Below are 17,807 nucleotides of genomic sequence, written 5' to 3'. Positions count from 1 at the left end.
ATAATGACCCGTAAAAAGGAGTTTATAAAAGCAATGCCACAAGGGATTATCCCTTTGTTTTTTATTCAGATAGTATCTACTTTAAGTTTTAGTGTCCTTTATTCAACCTTGGTTTTATTCATGATGGGTAAGCTTGGGTTACAAGCTAGTTCTGCCAATAGCATCATGGGTGTTTTTATTGCTTTTAACTACGGATTACATTTGCTTGGTGGTTTTTGGGGGGGACGTCTATTATCTAATCGGGCTTTGTTTTGCGCTGGAATGGTGGCGCAAATCATAGGTTGTGTATTGTTATCATTGAGTGATTTGACATTTTTGTATTATGGTTTGGCTGCTTTTCTAACGGGTTCTGGCTTGAACGTGACTTGTTTAAACTGCATGCTTACCCAGCGCTTTTCCCCTGAGGATACTCGCCGTGAAACAGCATTTCTTATGAATTATGCAGGGATGAATATTGGCTTTTTTGTTGGTTTTAGTTTAAGCGGTATCTTTCAGCTGACTCAAAATTATGAGCGTCTTTTTTTACTCAGTAGTTTAGGTAATTTAGTTGCGTTGATTATTTGTTTGTACTGTTGGCAACAATTATCAGACAGAGAAACGATCTTTTCTAAAAAAGACAAACTTAATCAAAAAAGATCTATTTTTTGGGGTGTGTTCTTCATTCTGTTGCTTCCTTTCTTTTTAGGTGAGATGTTGCAGTATGCAGACTGGGCCAAAAAATTAGTTTTAATTACAGGCATTGTGATGTTAGGAGTCATCCTCTATCTTGCAAGGCAACAGCCTACTAAGGAAGCTCGTGATAAAATAGTTGCTTTTGCTGTGCTGATGATTGTCGGTACAATTTTTTGGATGCTCTATCAAATAGCGCCCATGGGACTTACTGTATTTATTGATCATAATGTGCAGCGAGAATATGCTGGTTGGATTATTCCACCACAATGGTTTCAGAACATTAATACGGTAGCTATTGTTATTGGTGGTCCCTTATTAGGTTTATTGTTGCATAGAATGCGAAAAAATGGGGTGCAAATCAATATTCCAACTCAGTTTGCTTTAGCATTGCTCTTTATTGGCGTTGCGTTTGCCATACTGCCTATAGGAATAGCTTATGCAAATTTTGAAGGTTTAGTTAGTCCAAATTGGATTATTTTTAGTTATATCTTACAGAGTATTGGTGAACTTTTAATTTCACCAATTGGTTATGCTATGATAGGCTATTTAGCTCCCACTTCATTGCAGGGGGTGATGATGGGAATGTGGATGTTAAATTCAGGTGTTGGGGCGACTTTATCCAGTTATAGTTCAAATTTGATGATCGCTGGGCAAAATAGTGTTTCGCCTTTACTTACCAATAGTGGTTACAGCCATGTATTTTTAATATTAGGGTTATTTGCTATTGGTTCTTCAATTGTGCTTTTCATTCTAATTCCAAAATTACGGGAATTACTTCAAGAAAAAAAGCTCATTGAGTTACAGGAATCAAAAGCAATGACTACGAATCGAGTAGTTGTATGTGAGTAATTTTTTTGTACCTATTAAAAAGGCAGAGCTTGATTGGTGTGGAGCTTTGCCTGTTTCAATTCAATATGATGATGTGTATCATTCTTCTGATGGAGGAATAGAGCAGAGTCTTTATGTGTTTGTTCATGGAAATAATCTCATTGAGCGTTGGCAATCTTTTTCCAAGAATATTCCGAGGATTTTTACCATTGGTGAAACTGGTTTTGGTACTGGCTTAAACTTTCTTTTAAGTTGGCATTTATGGGAGCAGTACGCACCGTCATTGTGCCGACTTCATTTTATCTCTTGCGAAAAACATCCACTTTCTCTTGCCGATTTGACAAAAAGCCTTGCTTCCTGGCCCCAATTGATAAAACAAGCCAAGCAGCTTATCGCAAACTATCCCGTCTTAACCCCTGGATATCACCATTTTTCATTTTGTGAAGGAAGAGTTACTCTGACTTTAATGCTTGGTGATGCATTTGAATGCTATGAACAATTATTGATTTGCGGTGAATCGCATCTTGAATGTGAATTGAGAACTTCTTATGTCGATGCGTGGTATCTTGATGGTTTTGCACCAGCAAAAAATAAAAGTATGTGGTCTGATTCTTTAATCAATGTAATCGCGCTGTTATCTAAAGAAAATACTACGTTTGCAACCTATACAGCGGCAGGATCTGTGAGAACAAGCTTAAGCCAGCGTGGTTTCATTATTGAGAAAAGAAAAGGATTTGGCGCAAAACGACATATGATATGTGGTCGCTTTACCCAGCTGCCAGGACAAATAACTACTAAACGACATACACCCTGGCATACAGGCAAACCAGAAAAATTTTTTAATAAATCAGCTGTTATCGTAGGAGCAGGCTTGGCTGGTTGTTTTACTGCCTTTTCTCTAGCGAGAAAAGGTTGGAAAGTAACCGTGATTGATGAGTTAAACGAAGTAGGTCATGGAGGGTCGGCAAATCAGCAAGCGGTTTTATTTCCTAAATTATCTGCTTACAGTGCTCCACTCACTCAATTTATGTTAACAGCATTTTTATATGCTGTGCGAACCTATCAGTGTATTTTAAATCAGAGCAAAATTGGTGAATTAAATGGAGCTTTATTGCTTGCATATAATGAAAAAGAAAAAGCGGCGCAAGAGAGTTTACGCACATGGCTTCTTCATTACCCTGAGTTAGGGGTGTTACTCGAAAAAGAACAAGCATCGGAGTTAGCAGGATTTTCATTATCAGACTCCGGATTATTTATACCCTTATCTGGGTGGATCAATTCACCCGCTTTATGCCAGTTTCTAGCGAATACAGATGGAGTTTCTCGAGTCACAAATACATCTGTGACGCATTTGACATTTGACAAGCGCTGGGTCGTTAATGATTTGGAAACAGAAGTGCTCATTTTAGCGAATGGACATAAAATAAATTCCTTTAAAGAAACGGAGTACTTACCTATCAAGCCTATTCGTGGCCAAATGACGGCAATTGCATCGACACAACAAAGTGCTCAGTTAAAAGTACCTTTATGCGCTGAGGGACATGTACTGCCCGCACTAAATGACACGCATCAGGTAGGTGCTACTTATGAATTAAATTCTTCGATAGCGCAAATCAAATACGAGGATGATCAGACTAATTTGACTAAGCTAAAGCAGTTTAGCTCTAATAGTTTATGGTCTGATACTGTAACCGGTCATTGGTCCGGAATTAGAGCCTCAACGCCTGATTATCTCCCTTTAGTAGGGAAAATTGCTAATGCCGAAAAATTTCTTGAGCATTATGCACGATTAGAAACAAATGCAAAACGATGGATTCCACAAGGTGGACCTTATTATCCCGGATTGTATGCTTGTGCTGGTTTTGGTTCAAGAGGACTTACCTCTATTCCTTTATGTGCTGAATGGTTAGCTTCTCTAATTAATGATGAACTAAGTTTTTTACCAAGAAATTTACAGCACGCCTTATCTCCTGCACGTTTTTTGCGTAAAAATATAATTAGGGGTAAGGTGAAAATCGATTGAGATGAATCTCTCATTAGCGCATAATACTATGCTTTAAAGTTCAAGGAGTGACAGTTGATGGCCGATTCTATAGGCAAAAATTTCAAACGAATAATCAAAGAACACAAACCCTTGCCTGTATTAGGTACAATTAATGCTTATTCTGCTATGCTCGCGCAATTTGCTGGAGCTAAAGCAATCTATCTTTCTGGAGCTGGAGTCGCGAATGCTTCTTATGGTTTACCCGATCTTGGTATGACTAATTTATCACAAGTTCTTGAAGATGCACGAAGAATCACCGAGGCTTGTTCTTTACCCCTTCTTGTAGATGTAGATACTGGATGGGGACATGCTTTTAATATTGCTCGCACAGTAAAACTCATGGAAAAGACCGGAGTTGCTGCCATTCATATTGAAGATCAAGTTCTTGCAAAGAGATGTGGCCATAGACCTAATAAAGCAATTGTATCTATGAAGGAAATGGGGGATAGAATTAAATCAGCTGTGGATGCGCGGCAAGATCCCGATTTTGTGATTATGGCGAGAACCGATGCCTATGCAGTTGAGGGAATGAATGCAGCGATTGAACGGGCATTATTTTGTATCGAGTTGGGTGCCGATATGATATTTCCTGAGGCTATGACTCGCTTAGAAGAATATCATGTGTTTACTCAAAAAGTTCACGTCCCTGTTCTGGCTAATATTACTGAATTTGGCAAAACGCCTTTGTTTCGTCGGGAAGAACTTAATGACGTAGGGGTATCTTTAATTTTATATCCTTTAAGTGCATTTAGAGCTATGTCTCAAGCTGCTTTAGATACCTATCGCACAATTCTTAATGATGGAACGCAAAAAACCATGCTTGATAAGATGCAAACTCGAGAAGAGTTATACGAGGTACTTGGTTATTATCAATATGAACTAAAACTAGACCAATTGATGGAGGAAGATAATGAGCGTTAAAAGCGGCGGCTTAGCCGGTGTGGTTGCTGGTCAATCAGCAATTTGCACAGTTGGACTAGCGGGGAAAGGGCTTAATTATAGAGGTTATTCAATTGATGATTTAGCAGAATACGCTACTTTTGAAGAAGTGGCGTATTTATTGCTCTATGGAAAGTTACCTACTCAAAAAGAATTAACTGAATATACAGCAAGATTAGTTAGTCTTAGAACATTGCCTGAGAGTTTAAAATCGATACTCAAGATGATCCCTAAAAACACGCATCCGATGGATGTACTAAGAACTGGATGCTCCTTTCTAGGGAATATTGAGCCTGAAGAAAGTTTCTCACAAGAACATCAAATCGCTGATCGTTTGTTAGCTTTGTTCCCAGGAATGATGTGTTACTGGTATGCGTGGCATTTCCAAAACAAAGAGATATCTGGTTTAAGCGAGGAACAAACAACTGGGGCACATTTTCTTACATTACTGCATGGTAGAAAACCAAGTAAAGCAGAATCTCAGATGATGAATGTATCTTTGATTTTATATGCGGAACATGAGTTTAATGCATCAACCTTTGCTGCACGTGTCACTGCTGCAACACTTGCTGATTTTTATTCTGCAATTACTAGTGCTATAGGTACATTACGCGGTCCTTTACATGGTGGTGCTAACGAGGCAGCAATGGCACTTATAGAGCGGTTTAAAAATCCTGATGAAGCAGAAACCGAATTGAAAAAAATGTTGCTTAACAAAGCACTCGTTATGGGATTTGGTCATAGGGTATATACTACGAGTGATCCTCGTTCTGATATCATTAAAAAGTGGTCATTTCGTTTAGGTGAAGAGAAAAATGATCTTCTTTTATATCATGTTTCGGAACGGATTGAAGAAGTAATGTGGAATGAGAAAAAACTATTCCCCAATTTGGATTTTTATAGTGCTTCAGCCTATCATTATTGCGGCATTCCTACTTTCTTATTCACGCCAATTTTTGTGATGTCTCGTATTACAGGATGGGCTGCACATGTATTTGAACAAAGATCCAATAATAAGCTTATAAGACCTACTTCTGAGTATACTGGTCCAGAACCTCAAAAATTTCCTCCAATTGAAGAAAGAGGTTAATTGCTTGTTAAAAATAGAACCAGTCAGTGGCATCGCCATTAAATGACTTAGCCCAGATGAAGGCGAAGCCTTAACCTGGATTTTCCGACTCTTAAAACCTGGATTATGCTGCTGTACCCAGGCTATAGAGTAGGGTGTTTAACTGAACAGCGATATAAGAGGAACATATGCACGGTTATGTCGAAGATAATATTAAGCCTGACTATGATCAGGTGATGATAGATATTGCAGATTATGTATTAAATAAAAAAATTGACAGTGTTGTAGCTTATGAGACAGCACGATTATGTTTGATGGATACTCTTGGCTGCGGGATTCTGGCGCTCAATTTTTCTGAATGCACTAAGCTCTTAGGCCCCGTTGTTCCCGGAGCCGTCCTCGCCGGTGGGGCACGAGTTCCTGGCACAACTTATGAATTAGATCCGGTTCAGGCGGCTTTTAATATTGGAACTATGATTCGTTGGCTTGATTTCAATGATACATGGCTTGCTGCTGAATGGGGCCACCCTTCTGATAATTTAGGTGCCATACTCGCAGTTGCCGACTATATGTGCAGACAAAATTGTTCTCAAGGTAAGGCGCCAATCTTAATGCAAGATGTACTGACTGCCATGATTAAAGCACATGAAATTCAAGGTTGTTTGGCTCTTGAAAACAGTTTTAACCGTGTCGGTTTGGACCATGTATTTTTAGTAAAAATTGCTAGTGCAGCTGTTGCAGCCCAACTCTTAGGTGCTGACAGAGATATGATGCTTAAAACTTTATCTCAAGTTTTTGTTGATGGCCAAAGCCTAAGAACTTACAGACATGCGCCAAATGCAGGATCACGAAAATCTTGGGCAGCAGGAGATGCAACATCAAGAGCAGTACGATTAGCCTTAATTGCTAAAGCCGGAGAAATGGGTTATCCAAGTGCTTTAACTGTACCCACTTGGGGTTTTTATGATGTTCTATTTGGCAAAAAACCGTTTAAGTTTCAACGCCCTTATGAAAGCTATGTGATGGAGAATGTTTTATTTAAGCTCTCCTATCCGGCCGAGTTTCATGCACAAACGGCTGTGGAATGTGCTGTAAAGTTACATCCCATTGTAAAACATCGGTTTGATGATATAGCTAGAATTGATCTGGTAACCCATGAGTCTGCAATTCGCATTATTAGTAAACAAGGTGCTTTGCATAATCCTGCGGATCGCGATCATTGTTTGCAGTATATGGTGGCTATAGGTTTATTATTCGGAGATTTAAAAGCAGAACATTATGAAGATGATGTGGCTGCTGATCCTCGAATTGATGCTTTGCGTGCAAAAATGCATGTTACTGAAAATGAACTTTTTTCTCGCGAGTACCATGATCCAGAAAAGCGCTCAATTGCTAATAGTATTAAATTGATTTTTAAAGATGGGAGCGAAAGTGATTTAATAACTGTTGAATATCCAATCGGCCATAAACGTCGACGTGAAGAAGGTATCCCTGTTTTATTATCTAAATTTAAAAAGAATTTGAATACCCAATTTTCCGATGAACGTGTAGCGAAAATCATCCAGGTCATGAGTGATACAAATGTACTTGCGGCAATGAAAGTTGATGATTTTATGCAATTATGGGTTACTGCCTGATACGCTTGAAGTTCTAGTATAGAGCTTGGGTTCTGAAGGTTTTGGATCTATCGAGTAAGCAGGATTAAAAGTAAAAAGAGCTCATTTAAAATGAGCTCTTAAGAATTGAATTTTAATTATCAGGTAACTGTTCAATAGTTACCTGAAATTTTCTGGAATTTCGGCATACTCAATTGAAATCGGTGATAAGTTTTGCGGGCAGAGTAGGCCATGATTCGTTGTTATTGGAAATTATGATTCAATGCTTTAATTCAAATTTTCTAAATCTTTATGTATATCTTGTCGATTAGAACCAACGCAAAGAATTACTTTTGTACTATCACTAAGATATCACTTAATTTCATCAACTAAACCTTGTTTACCCTCTTTAAATGTATCAACTAAGTTTATGTGTTCTGAATTATTTTCGTAAACTTGTCTCGCTGTACACCCATCATGATCCAGGGACATAACAATTGCCTGTGGAAATTTGCTTATCCTTAATATGTGATTATAATTTAACCATGGAGGTTTAATTGTGGACTAAGATAATGAACTTAAAAAGGATTTCCTCTTCTGTATTATATGCTGCATTGATATTTAGTTGTTCTCCTACGTTATTTTCGAAGTTCGCAAATGCAGCATTAATGAATACAGATTTTAGTCAAGGTGAGAAAATTGTTTCTGTTTATTTACTTATTGATACACCAGAACAATTGCAGCAATACGTAAATGATTTAACTAAAATTCAAAAAGCTAATTTTAATCGTGTTCTTTTTTCATTTGTGAGACCGACATTAATTAGTTATCTGTCTGGTAACCTTGCAGGTACGGGGATATTAGGTTATTACACTGATCATGATGGAAAAGGGGCGCAAGCTTTTCAGGCATTAAAGGCAGCGATCAACTTATCGAAAGAGAAGCAAATTCAAACTTTTTTGTCAGTAGGTGGTTGGAATTACAGTTGTAACATTGACGTAGACAAAGAAGCATGTGGTCCTCTGTCTTCACCTACTCATAATATTTTTTACGACTGGTTTCCTGATCCTACTGATCAAGCGCAGGCCTCTAAAGCAAAAACTTCTTATGCGAATTTAATTAAACTAGCTAATGATCTAGGTGTAGATGGGATCGACATTGATTATGAAGAATTTTGGCATGCTGATAAATACGCGATAAATTGGGGACCAAGTGCAAGCGGTGAATGGTCAACAGATATTGCACAAAGTATTTTAAAAGCAGGAGGACCGACTTATAACAATTTAATGAAGTATGGTACAGGCTCAGGCTCTTCTTTTGTCATGCCCAAAACTGTGGAAAAAGTACATGCTATTTTGCATGCAATCATTGATGATCCTGGCGCAAAATATCTTAAATTTGCTACAGCTGCTCCACCAGTCGGAGCTCGTCCTATTACAGGTTTTGTTTATGGTGATAGATTGGCTGATATTTATACAAAAGGCGGTCTTTGGTGGAAAGGTAATTTAAAAGGTTTGTGGTATAGCTTAGCGAACAAGGATGAAGCGATTGTTTCGCGCTTTGATAGTTTAGGATTAATGACTTATGATCTTTGTGGCGATAATCAAGCTTTATGTGCCCCCTATGCAAATGGGCCTTTAGATTTACCAGGACAGGTCAGTGCCTATATGAAAGACTATAGTAATTGGCTCAAATCAGAACATGAGAGTAAGCCTATTTTAACAATAGATAATATTGGCAAAGTCACTTTCTTGCCTGCTAAATATAATATTAAATCAAAAATACAATTTGGTTTTGAAGTCAATCAACCGGCTTATCCAAAAAATATTAATGGCCAATTACAGCTTACAAATCAGTTAGTCGATCAAATTCTTCAACAACAGAAAGAAAGTGATGGAGTAATTATTTGGCAAATGTATTCCAAGAAAAATGATGCTGTGCCTGACGCGACTACAGTAAAATATACCATTAACCAAAGTTGTAAGACTTTTTTAAGCAATGACAGTCGATACGACTGTAATGCAGAATTTCCTAGCACTGCAAAATAATTCGTAAGTGTTAATTAGATTTTACGTTGTATTCCCGATGCAGCAAGGATTTTGGTAGATATTTCCTCAATCGAATATTTGGTTGAATTAATATAAGGAATTCTTTCTTTTTGGTACATAGCTTCAACTTCAGATACCTCTAGTCGACATTGTTCTGGAGAAGCATATTTGCTATTAGGCCTACGTTCTGCTCTAATTTGTTGTAGACGTTTTGAGTCAATGGTTAATCCAAACAGTTTATTTTTATAGGGTCTGAGTACTTCAGGCAACTTAAAACCAATCATTTCTTCTTCTGTGAACGGATAATTTGCAGCTAAAATTCCATACTGTAACGCCATATATAAACAGCTGGGTGTTTTTCCACAACGTGAAACGCCAATAAGAATAATATCTGCTTTATCATATCCACGAGTTTTGATGCCATCATCATGAGATAACGCAAAATCAATTGCTTCAAGCCGATGTAAATAGAGTTTATTATTGACTACTCCATGAGTTCGTCCAACTGTATAAGAAGATTTTTCATGGAGCTCTTCTTCCATAGGTCCAATAAAAGTACTAAATAAATCAAATACGCACGCATTTGCTTTTTTTAAATAATTTCTTATTTCAGGATCAATCAAAGTCATAAATACTAATGGTTTAACTTTTTGTTCATTACACGCTTTATCAATTTGATGAACAACTTGTTCGGCTTTTTTTAAGGAATCAACATAAGGAATGGTAAGTCGCTCAAATTTTATATTTTCGAATTGAGTAATTAAACTATGACCTAAAGTTTCAGCTGTGATTCCTGTACCATCTGAGATCATAAAAACATAACGTTTCATGTGACGCCCTTGAGTTAAAAATAAAGATACATAATCCATTTTAAAATGAATTAGTTAATATAACCAGTAAGTGTACTTCTTTACGTCTATCTGCTATCTTAAAATTAACAAGAAGTAATGTTTTAGGGTAGATATGGAACAGGATCGATTCAGTCGTAATCAAAAACTTTATATCTTAGGTATGATCTGTTTAATGATTAGCCTGGGATTATTTGTTTTTAGTGTATATATTTTGCCGTTTTTCATTTGGGATCTAAACTATAATGTTCCATATTTTATTTTAGCGCTGTTGAACTTATTTCAAGAGGAATATGATTACAGTATAGAGGCTAGTAAAACGATGGTTTGGCTTATCTTTTTTATCCCAAGTACTATTACTGGTCTTATTTCATATGTAGTTTCAAATTACATCGATAATCAAATATATAAAGAAGAGCAAGAAAGCGAGGAAGAACAAGGGAAACTTTATAATCAAGAAAAAAGAAGAGCACGACGAGAGTCAATGGTTTTTGCACTTAAAATTCTAGGCTTAATGATTCTGTTTGTTTTTCTTATTTTTTCATTACAATATCTTATTCAATCTTAACAAAATAGTGTAGGAGTCATTATGGCTTATTTAAAACGTTGGCAAATCAAACGAATTGTTAAGAAAATAAAAGCAATGCAGGCTAATCGGGTGAGTAATCAACCTGGTGATGAAGTACTCAAAAAAGAAATTTCATATTATTATGAATTAGCGTCCATTTATCGTAAGTTAATTGGCAAAAAAAAATTTCCGTTTGCTCAGGTAATGTATATGGAGTGTTACAGGGCAGCGGCTGCTCTTGATGATTCAGAAGCTAATTATCAATTAGGTCAAATGATTCTTGAAGAAGCAAAATTCAGACAAAACTTAGAAAATGAAGGGGTTTTTAAAAGCGAATCGAATCTGAAAAAATGCAATCAGCTGTTTGAGGAAGCTCATGCTTATTTGTCCGCTGCAATCGCATTAGGTCATGTTGTTGCGAAGCGTTTACGAGGGCTTTGTTTTATTAATGGTTGGGGATTAGAAACCGATAAAAAGGCAGGGTTTGAGTTAGTTGTTGCCAGCATTGAGCAGGAGGGGGCTTGGGATAGGGTACCACAAATTTTTGCGTCTATAGGTTTGAACAAACCTGAGTTTTTTTCTCAAATTATGCAACGCAAGAAGTCATAAGTTCAAAATACTCGCTAAAGGAGGCTAGCTTCAATGAAAATTGCAGTATGTAGTGATGAGCTTTACCCTGTTAATGATTTTGTTGTTCAAGAATTGGAACGTTTAGGTCATCAGGTTATTCCATTTGGGGCTCTTAAATCCCGATGTACTGAATCATGGATTCAAACTGCTCGAGCTGCTGCTGAAGCGATCAAACGTGGCGAATGTGATGAGGGAATTTTCTTTTGTTGGACGGGTACAGGTATTTCTATTGTTGCGAATAAGATCCCAGGAATAAGAGCTGCTTTATGTACAGATGCTCAAACTACAAAGGGAGCACGAATTTGGAATAGAGCGAATGTTTTGGCTTTATCGAATCGTTTGTTAACTCAAGATTTGGCTAATGAGATCTTGGATGCTTGGTTTAATACACAGTTGGAGGAACGTAATACGCATGTCATTAAGGAAATTGAGTTAATAGAACGTGAATATCGAGAAAATGACTAAGGTCATAGAGTTACATTTTTTTTGAAAGTAATTTGGTGCATTCTAGGGGGCTTATTGGATAACTTAAATAATAACCTTGAAGTTCATCGATGCCATTTTGTTCTAGAAAAGCGATCTGTGCCTTAGTTTCTATTCCTTCAGCTACCACCTTCAAGTTGAGGCTGTGAGCGAGTTGAATAATAGCAATGACTAAATCATTATCACTTTTGCAGGTATTAATACCCTTGACGAATGATTGATCCACTTTGATTCTATCAACAAAATTTTCACGTAAATAAGAAAGACTAGAATAATAAGTTCCAAAATCATCTAAAGTCAAACTCACTCCTAAAGCTTTCAATTCAGCAATACTCGCTAATACTTTTTCTGTATACTCAATTGAAACGCTTTCGGTAAATTCTATCTGCAAATAGCTGGCATCCACATTTGTTTCATTCAGGGCTACTTTTACAAGCTCACTAATACTTTGCGTTTTAAATTGCGCACCAGAGATATTAACTGCAACTGGCAGAGGAATTATATTATTTTCTTTCCAACGTCTTATTTCTTTTAATACCTCATTGAGTACCCATTGACCTATGGATACGATGAGTCCTGTTTTTTCGGCAATGGAGATAAATGATTTTGCCGGTAGTAATCCATGTTCAGGATGTTGCCAGCGAACTAAAGCTTCAAAATGTACGGGTTGATGCTTGAGTGCAGAATAAACCGGTTGGTAGTATACGCGTAATTCATTTTTTACTAATGCTTGACGCAACTCCATGCTGATTTTATTTTCTTGTTTTATAATATAATCCAAACTGGAAGTATAAAATTGAAAACAATTTTTCCCGGCTTCTTTAACCCGGTAAAGAGCCATATCCGCTTGTTTTAGCAATTCTGATATAGTCTCGCCATCATTAGGATATAGGCTAATGCCAATGCTTGAAGTAACAGTAATTTCGTGTCCATCGATAAGTATGGGCTGTATCAAATGATGTAAAAATTTTTCTGCAATCTCACTTACTTCACTAACGTTTTTACATTTGATCATTGCTACAAACTCATCTCCTCCCAAACGTACCGCTATATCTTCGTTTTTAATGCAATATTTCATTAAAGTAGCTGTGTGAATTAATAATTTATCGCCAAAATGATGACCTAATGTGTCGTTTACTTCTTTAAAACTGTCTAAATCAATTAATAAAATGGCAATTAAGGAGTGCTCTTTATCAGACTTAATTGTTTGCATATTGAATATTTGATACAAAAGATTTCTATTGCTAAGACCAGTCAAAGAGTCGTGAGTTGCTTGATAGTAAAGTCGAGCATTTTGTAATGAAATTGTTGCTTGGGATGAAAGTATTTGTAAAATCTGCACGTGTTCTTGTTTAAATGCCATACTAACGGTTCGGTTTTCTAGATATAAAATATTTTGTAATTGTCCTTGAAATAAAATAGGTATTACCATTATAGATTGTGGCCTTGTTAGCGATAAATACTTATCACCATAAGTAAATTCCTCAAACTCCTCTAAATTCTGAATGAGTAACGATTTCTCTGTACGTTGTACATAAAGAATAAGTGAAACTGGCAAATCAGTTCGTTGATTGATAGGTTCAATATGAGCAAGAGAAATTCTTTGTTCCGAAATACTACCTTCTGCTTCAACATACCAATTATCATCTTCTTTTGCTAATAATAAACATCGAGTTGCTCCTGCATTTTGTAATAAAATAATCAAAAGCTTATGCAGTAATTTATCAAGCTCAATTTCAGAAGAAATGACTTGAGTCGATCGCATTAATGAAATGATATCAATAGAAGGTAAAGTAAAGTCCGTTGAATGTATGCTTTCTACCTTATTCAACTCTTTTGTAAGCCATTGCGGGAAGAGCATTTCAAGATGATGTGTTTTGGTTGAGACACCAAGACTGCTCCATATGGAATGGGCATTTTTACAGTATAATTTTGCTACATCTTGGGAGCCAAGTTCAAGATAAAAGTGCCCCAAAAACTCATAGGCTATAGCTGCGATATTAAGTGCATCTTGTGATTCAGCTGATTTAATAGCCTGCATATAACAGTGAATGGTATTAGCGACTTTATTATTTATCCGGGCAATTTCTGCCTCAATAATAAGTAAATAATGTTTATAATTCTCAGGACACCATGATGCCCATCGTTTGAAACGTGAATGTATTTGGTATATTTTTCTTTTCTCGAATCGTTTACTTTTTTTAGTCAAGGAGGCAATCAAAGACATCGCATAATAAAAATAACCCTCCAATTGACACACTAAGCCCAGACTATAGGGTGCATATTTTTCAAAACTTGATCCATAATGAGTTGCTTCTTTATAATATCCTAATATGAAGCATAATTTAGTCGCCATACCATAAAAAAAACAAATTTCAGTGATATTTCTTGCTGCAAGTACTTGATTTTCGAATGTTTTAATTTGTTGCAGATTAAATTGATGATGATTTTCTAAACTGACTGCCAGGAAATCCCAGAACTGAGCGAATTGATTGAAATCTTTTGCTTTTGTTCGTTTAATAAATTCGATGATATTTCCAATATATTGTTTCATTTCAGATAATGGTTTTCCCATCATAAAGGCATGATAAGCGGTCATTAGATTACAATAATTGCCATATACTAAGTCTCCAGAGTAATATAACTCATGATAACTTTTGTTCAAAATCTCAATGGAATGTACTAGAGGTAATCGCCAAGGATCAATAAAGCATCCTTGCACAAAGTAATTTTTACCTTTAAATTCGTCTTGAGGGTATAATCGAGAAAGTTTTTTGTATAAATCAAAAAATTTAAGGCCTTCTTGGTACCAATTTAAACCATGCATTACGGTAAAGGCATATACAAGACATGTAAAGCCTGTGCTTTTGGTATATCCGTAACGTAAACTGAGGCTGACACTTATGCACGATAACATAATAAACAAATTTTGATTAGTAATAAATGCGCTATTGAGCAGTTGACTAATTAATGCAGCAATCGCTTGATATTTTTCTGATTCCATTTCTGGAAGTATGATTTCACCAATGTTTCTTTTGCCGATAAGAAACTTTACTTTAATTATGGCTAATAAAATATGAAACAAATTTGGATTCTTAGGTACACGAATGTTAACGGATGATAATACTTTTAAGCCTAAAAGAATGGCTTCTTCATGTCGGTTTAAGGTGGATAACATTTCGCAATTTAATTTATAAACTTCAATACTTGATAATGTTTCTTGAACTGATGCTAATAAATATTTGAAGTTTGTTTCAGCATTTTCGTATTCACCAATTAAATATTGGCAGGCTGCAAGCTCTCTTAAAAGTGCAAAATAGAGTTCTGTTTTGCTTTCCGACTCTATATTAGATATTAATTGTAAGCCTGAAGTAAAATAAGAAATGGCTGCATGATAAGCACTTGATATCTTTGCTTTTTTCCCGGCCAATAGGTTGTAGTTAGAAAGCTTTTCTTTTTCTTTGCAGTCAGTGATTAGCTCCAATGTATAATTAAAATGGTTTAGAACTTCCAACAAGAAATCACTATTTTCATCTAATGCACTATCTTCAAGCAATTGTCGACCAATGCGAAGATGAGTTAATTGCTTAGCTTCTTCCGGTATAAGTTGATAAGCAGCTTGTTGAACTTTATCATGGATAAAACGGAAACGCATTTTTTTAGCAATTGTAACATCAGTTGCCGACTCAGAAATAATACCTTCGAGCAAGCTGTAATTTCCATATAGCGCAACAATAAATGATGCTTTAGTGGCATCTAATACATATCGAGCTGTTTCAGCAAGTGTATGCTCACTTATAATGCTTAATGTCCATAAATTGAAGGTGTGGCCAATACATGCAGCGAGTTCAAGAAGTTTTTGAGATTTAGAGGGAAGACGATAAATTCGTGTGATTAAGAGATCAATGACATTATCAGTAATGGAAAGTTTTTTTAATTGATTTATATCCCATTTCCAAGTCAATTTCTGATACGAGAAGGTCAGTAATTTATCATAGTAAATTTTCTTTAAAAATTCATTGATAAAAAAAGGATTGCCATTGGTTTTTTCTAATAATAAAGATGAAAAATCTAAAATCCCATCATGATTCGATGAAATCAAGCTGTCTTTAAGCAAGTTTTCGATATCATTTATTTTTAGTGGTTTAAGAACTAAATTTTTAAATGGGGTATTAGCATTAATAAATTGTTGCTGCATGAGCATTAAAGGATGATTTATAGTGACTTCGTTATCACGATAAGCACCAATTAATAAAAAATACGGTAGTTCATCGCTAGCAAAAAATAATTTAATTAATTGCAGTGATGCATTATCGATCCATTGCAAATCGTCTAAAAACAATACTAAAGGATGATTTGGTTTAGCGATAGCTTGTATAAAGCGTTTGAATGTGACGAAAAGTCGATTCTGGGCTTCTAAAGGCGGAAGATCTGCAACAGAAGGCTGTTTTCCAATAATGAGTTCCAAATTAGGAATCAAGTTAACGATCACTTGACCATTATTACCTAAGGCATTGATTAGATCACTTCGCAACTGAGAAAATTGTTCTTCTGATTCAGTCATAAAATAATTAATATGATCAGAAAAGGCCTCTATGAGCGCACTATATGGATTTGAACGTTGAAGTTGATCATATTTTCCATTAAGAAAATAGCCTCGCTTACGAACAATGGGTCTTATTATTTCTTTGATTAATGAAGTTTTACCTATGCCCGAATAGCCTGATACAAAGATAAGTCTGTTATGACCTTGGCAAACATACTCAAAAATATCTATTAAGATGTGTGCTTGTTCCTCACGACCATATAATTTTTGGGATATGACTAATTGTTTTTGTATGTCATTTGATCCTAATTTGAAAAGGGGTATATATTCCTTACTTTCCCACTGCATTTGACATTTTATTAAATCTGCTTTTAAGCCCGCAATACTCTTATATCTTTTTTCGGGTGTCTTAGCCATTAACTGGAAAACAATTTCATCAATAATTTGGGGAATACTGGGGTTAAGTTCACAGATACTTTTGGGATACATGGTTAAATGATAATAAACAAGTTCTAATGGATCATCTGAATAATAAGGCAATTGACCTGTGAGTATCTCGTAAAATGTAATACCTAATGAATAAAAATCACTACGATAGTCAACTGAACGATTCATACGGCCTGTTTGTTCTGGGGAAATATAGGCTAATGTTCCGTCTAAATTAAGTGAGGAGTAATCTTGGGTTTCCTGAAGTAATTCAGATGAAAAACTAAAATCAGTTAACTTAATAATAAGTGAGTTTGACTGAATAATGATGTTGTTTGGATTAATACCCTTATGAATAATCTGTTGTAAATGCAGTTCTTCCAGTATACTGACTAATTGTATAGCGATTTTAAAAAAGGTAGCTAGGTCAATTGCATTATTTGTCAAATACTGTTTCAGTGTTTGGCCTTCAAAATCTTCAAGAATAAGAATTAATAGATCTTGTGATTTAATGAGATCTTCGACATGAATGATGCCAGGCAAATTTAACTGTTTTAATATTTGATATTCATGATAGATAGCTACTAGATCAGTAAAGTTAGATTGAGTAGAATGGCATACTTTAAAGATTACTTTTTTTTGATCGGATTCTCGCGTACCTTTGTATAAACTATATTGGGTGGCATGCTTGATGATTTTATGGATCTTGTATCCCTTGATATCAATCATAATCATTTCCTTTGATTATTAATGATATGTTATTTAACAAATTCTTCATCAATTTTAGCTATCCTAATTTATATTATTACATAATTAGTGATAAGTTATTTTTTATATCGCCTAAAAAAGCTTAATTTTTGTTTCATTGTATCTTTAATAATAGAATATTATTGCTTTTAATTTATCGTAAAATTAGAAAAAATTAGGAAATTGCTACTAATGACTTTTAATACCTTCAAATTGAATGTTTAGGGAGATAATTTTAGACAAACTACTAAATGACTTATTGTCTACAAGTCATATATCATCAATAAATTTCTGTGTTACACTGTAAGCGTTCACATAATGGCGTCTTAAGGGAAAGATTGAGGTTTCGAGGAACTCACGGTTT

Annotated in this window: 11 protein-coding genes; 9 read left to right on the top strand and 2 right to left on the bottom strand. The window is 35.5% G+C overall.

Features of this window, described 5'->3' with window-relative positions; genetic code table 11:
- Positions 1 to 33: 33 nt before the first annotated feature.
- The 6 genes from Lgra_RS10505 to Lgra_RS10480 all read left to right on the top strand — a co-directional run bounded on the left by Lgra_RS10505 (position 34) and on the right by Lgra_RS10480 (position 9,195).
- Positions 34 to 1,521 carry a peptide MFS transporter gene (locus Lgra_RS10505; protein WP_172468416.1) on the top strand — a complete coding sequence of 496 codons (1,488 nt, stop codon included), beginning with the start codon at positions 34 to 36 and terminating at the stop codon, positions 1,519 to 1,521.
- Positions 1,514 to 3,523 carry a bifunctional tRNA (5-methylaminomethyl-2-thiouridine)(34)-methyltransferase MnmC2/FAD-dependent 5-carboxymethylaminomethyl-2-thiouridine(34) oxidoreductase MnmC1 gene (gene mnmC / locus Lgra_RS10500; protein WP_058499193.1) on the top strand — a complete coding sequence of 670 codons (2,010 nt, stop codon included), beginning with the start codon at positions 1,514 to 1,516 and terminating at the stop codon, positions 3,521 to 3,523. Before Lgra_RS10505 ends, mnmC begins: the two co-directional genes overlap by 8 nt.
- A gap of 57 nt (positions 3,524 to 3,580) precedes the next feature.
- Positions 3,581 to 4,465: a methylisocitrate lyase gene (gene prpB / locus Lgra_RS10495; protein ID WP_058499192.1), complete on the top strand. Its 885-nt coding sequence runs from the start codon at positions 3,581 to 3,583 to the stop codon at positions 4,463 to 4,465.
- A complete protein-coding gene (gene prpC / locus Lgra_RS10490; protein ID WP_058499191.1) occupies positions 4,455 to 5,573 on the top strand; it encodes a bifunctional 2-methylcitrate synthase/citrate synthase in 1,119 nt (372 codons plus the stop codon). Before prpB ends, prpC begins: the two co-directional genes overlap by 11 nt.
- 167 nt (positions 5,574 to 5,740) lie before the next feature.
- The gene (locus Lgra_RS10485) at positions 5,741 to 7,189 is read left to right on the top strand and encodes a bifunctional 2-methylcitrate dehydratase/aconitate hydratase (RefSeq protein WP_058499190.1); all 1,449 of its coding nucleotides are present in this window, start codon (positions 5,741 to 5,743) and stop codon (positions 7,187 to 7,189) included.
- Between the two features lie 530 nt (positions 7,190 to 7,719).
- Positions 7,720 to 9,195: a glycoside hydrolase family 18 protein gene (locus tag Lgra_RS10480; protein WP_058499189.1), complete on the top strand. Its 1,476-nt coding sequence runs from the start codon at positions 7,720 to 7,722 to the stop codon at positions 9,193 to 9,195.
- A gap of 14 nt (positions 9,196 to 9,209) precedes the next feature.
- Here the strand turns inward: Lgra_RS10480 and ppsR are convergent, their stop codons facing one another.
- On the bottom strand, positions 9,210 to 10,025 hold the full coding sequence (gene ppsR / locus Lgra_RS10475) for a posphoenolpyruvate synthetase regulatory kinase/phosphorylase PpsR (protein ID WP_058499188.1): 816 nt from the start codon (positions 10,023 to 10,025) through the stop codon (positions 9,210 to 9,212).
- 133 nt (positions 10,026 to 10,158) lie between these two features.
- Between ppsR and Lgra_RS10470 the strand changes: the two genes are divergently transcribed.
- From Lgra_RS10470 to Lgra_RS10460, 3 genes are read left to right on the top strand one after another with little or no spacing between them, the layout of a single operon-like run.
- A complete protein-coding gene (locus Lgra_RS10470) occupies positions 10,159 to 10,611 on the top strand; it encodes a hypothetical protein (RefSeq protein WP_058499187.1) in 453 nt (150 codons plus the stop codon).
- Positions 10,612 to 10,632: 21 nt separating this feature from the next.
- Complete coding sequence (locus tag Lgra_RS10465) at positions 10,633 to 11,220, top strand: SEL1-like repeat protein (protein WP_058499186.1); 588 nt, start codon at positions 10,633 to 10,635, stop codon at positions 11,218 to 11,220.
- Positions 11,221 to 11,253: 33 nt separating this feature from the next.
- Positions 11,254 to 11,706 (top strand): RpiB/LacA/LacB family sugar-phosphate isomerase, encoded by a 453-nt coding sequence (locus Lgra_RS10460; RefSeq protein WP_058499185.1) that lies wholly within the window; start codon positions 11,254 to 11,256, stop codon positions 11,704 to 11,706.
- 10 nt (positions 11,707 to 11,716) lie between these two features.
- Here Lgra_RS10460 and Lgra_RS10455 read toward each other — a convergent pair whose 3' ends face one another.
- Positions 11,717 to 17,425 (bottom strand): EAL domain-containing protein, encoded by a 5,709-nt coding sequence (locus Lgra_RS10455; protein WP_058499184.1) that lies wholly within the window; start codon positions 17,423 to 17,425, stop codon positions 11,717 to 11,719.
- Positions 17,426 to 17,807 lie beyond the last annotated feature (382 nt).

The organism is Legionella gratiana (assembly GCF_001467695.1).
GTDB classification, from domain to species: Bacteria; Pseudomonadota; Gammaproteobacteria; order Legionellales; family Legionellaceae; genus Legionella; species Legionella gratiana.
This window is presented reverse-complemented; position numbering and strand designations above follow the sequence as displayed.

Coding starts and splice junctions, on each gene's coding strand:
- Lgra_RS10505 (WP_172468416.1), top strand. CDS start 34: ATGCCACAAGGGATTATCCCTTTGTTTTTTATTCAGATAGTATCTACT.
- Lgra_RS10460 (WP_058499185.1), top strand. CDS start 11,254: ATGAAAATTGCAGTATGTAGTGATGAGCTTTACCCTGTTAATGATTTT.
- prpC (WP_058499191.1), top strand. CDS start 4,455: ATGAGCGTTAAAAGCGGCGGCTTAGCCGGTGTGGTTGCTGGTCAATCA.
- Lgra_RS10480 (WP_058499189.1), top strand. CDS start 7,720: ATGAACTTAAAAAGGATTTCCTCTTCTGTATTATATGCTGCATTGATA.
- Lgra_RS10465 (WP_058499186.1), top strand. CDS start 10,633: ATGGCTTATTTAAAACGTTGGCAAATCAAACGAATTGTTAAGAAAATA.
- Lgra_RS10470 (WP_058499187.1), top strand. CDS start 10,159: ATGGAACAGGATCGATTCAGTCGTAATCAAAAACTTTATATCTTAGGT.
- prpB (WP_058499192.1), top strand. CDS start 3,581: ATGGCCGATTCTATAGGCAAAAATTTCAAACGAATAATCAAAGAACAC.
- Lgra_RS10485 (WP_058499190.1), top strand. CDS start 5,741: ATGCACGGTTATGTCGAAGATAATATTAAGCCTGACTATGATCAGGTG.
- Lgra_RS10455 (WP_058499184.1), bottom strand. CDS start 17,425: ATGATTGATATCAAGGGATACAAGATCCATAAAATCATCAAGCATGCC.
- ppsR (WP_058499188.1), bottom strand. CDS start 10,025: ATGAAACGTTATGTTTTTATGATCTCAGATGGTACAGGAATCACAGCT.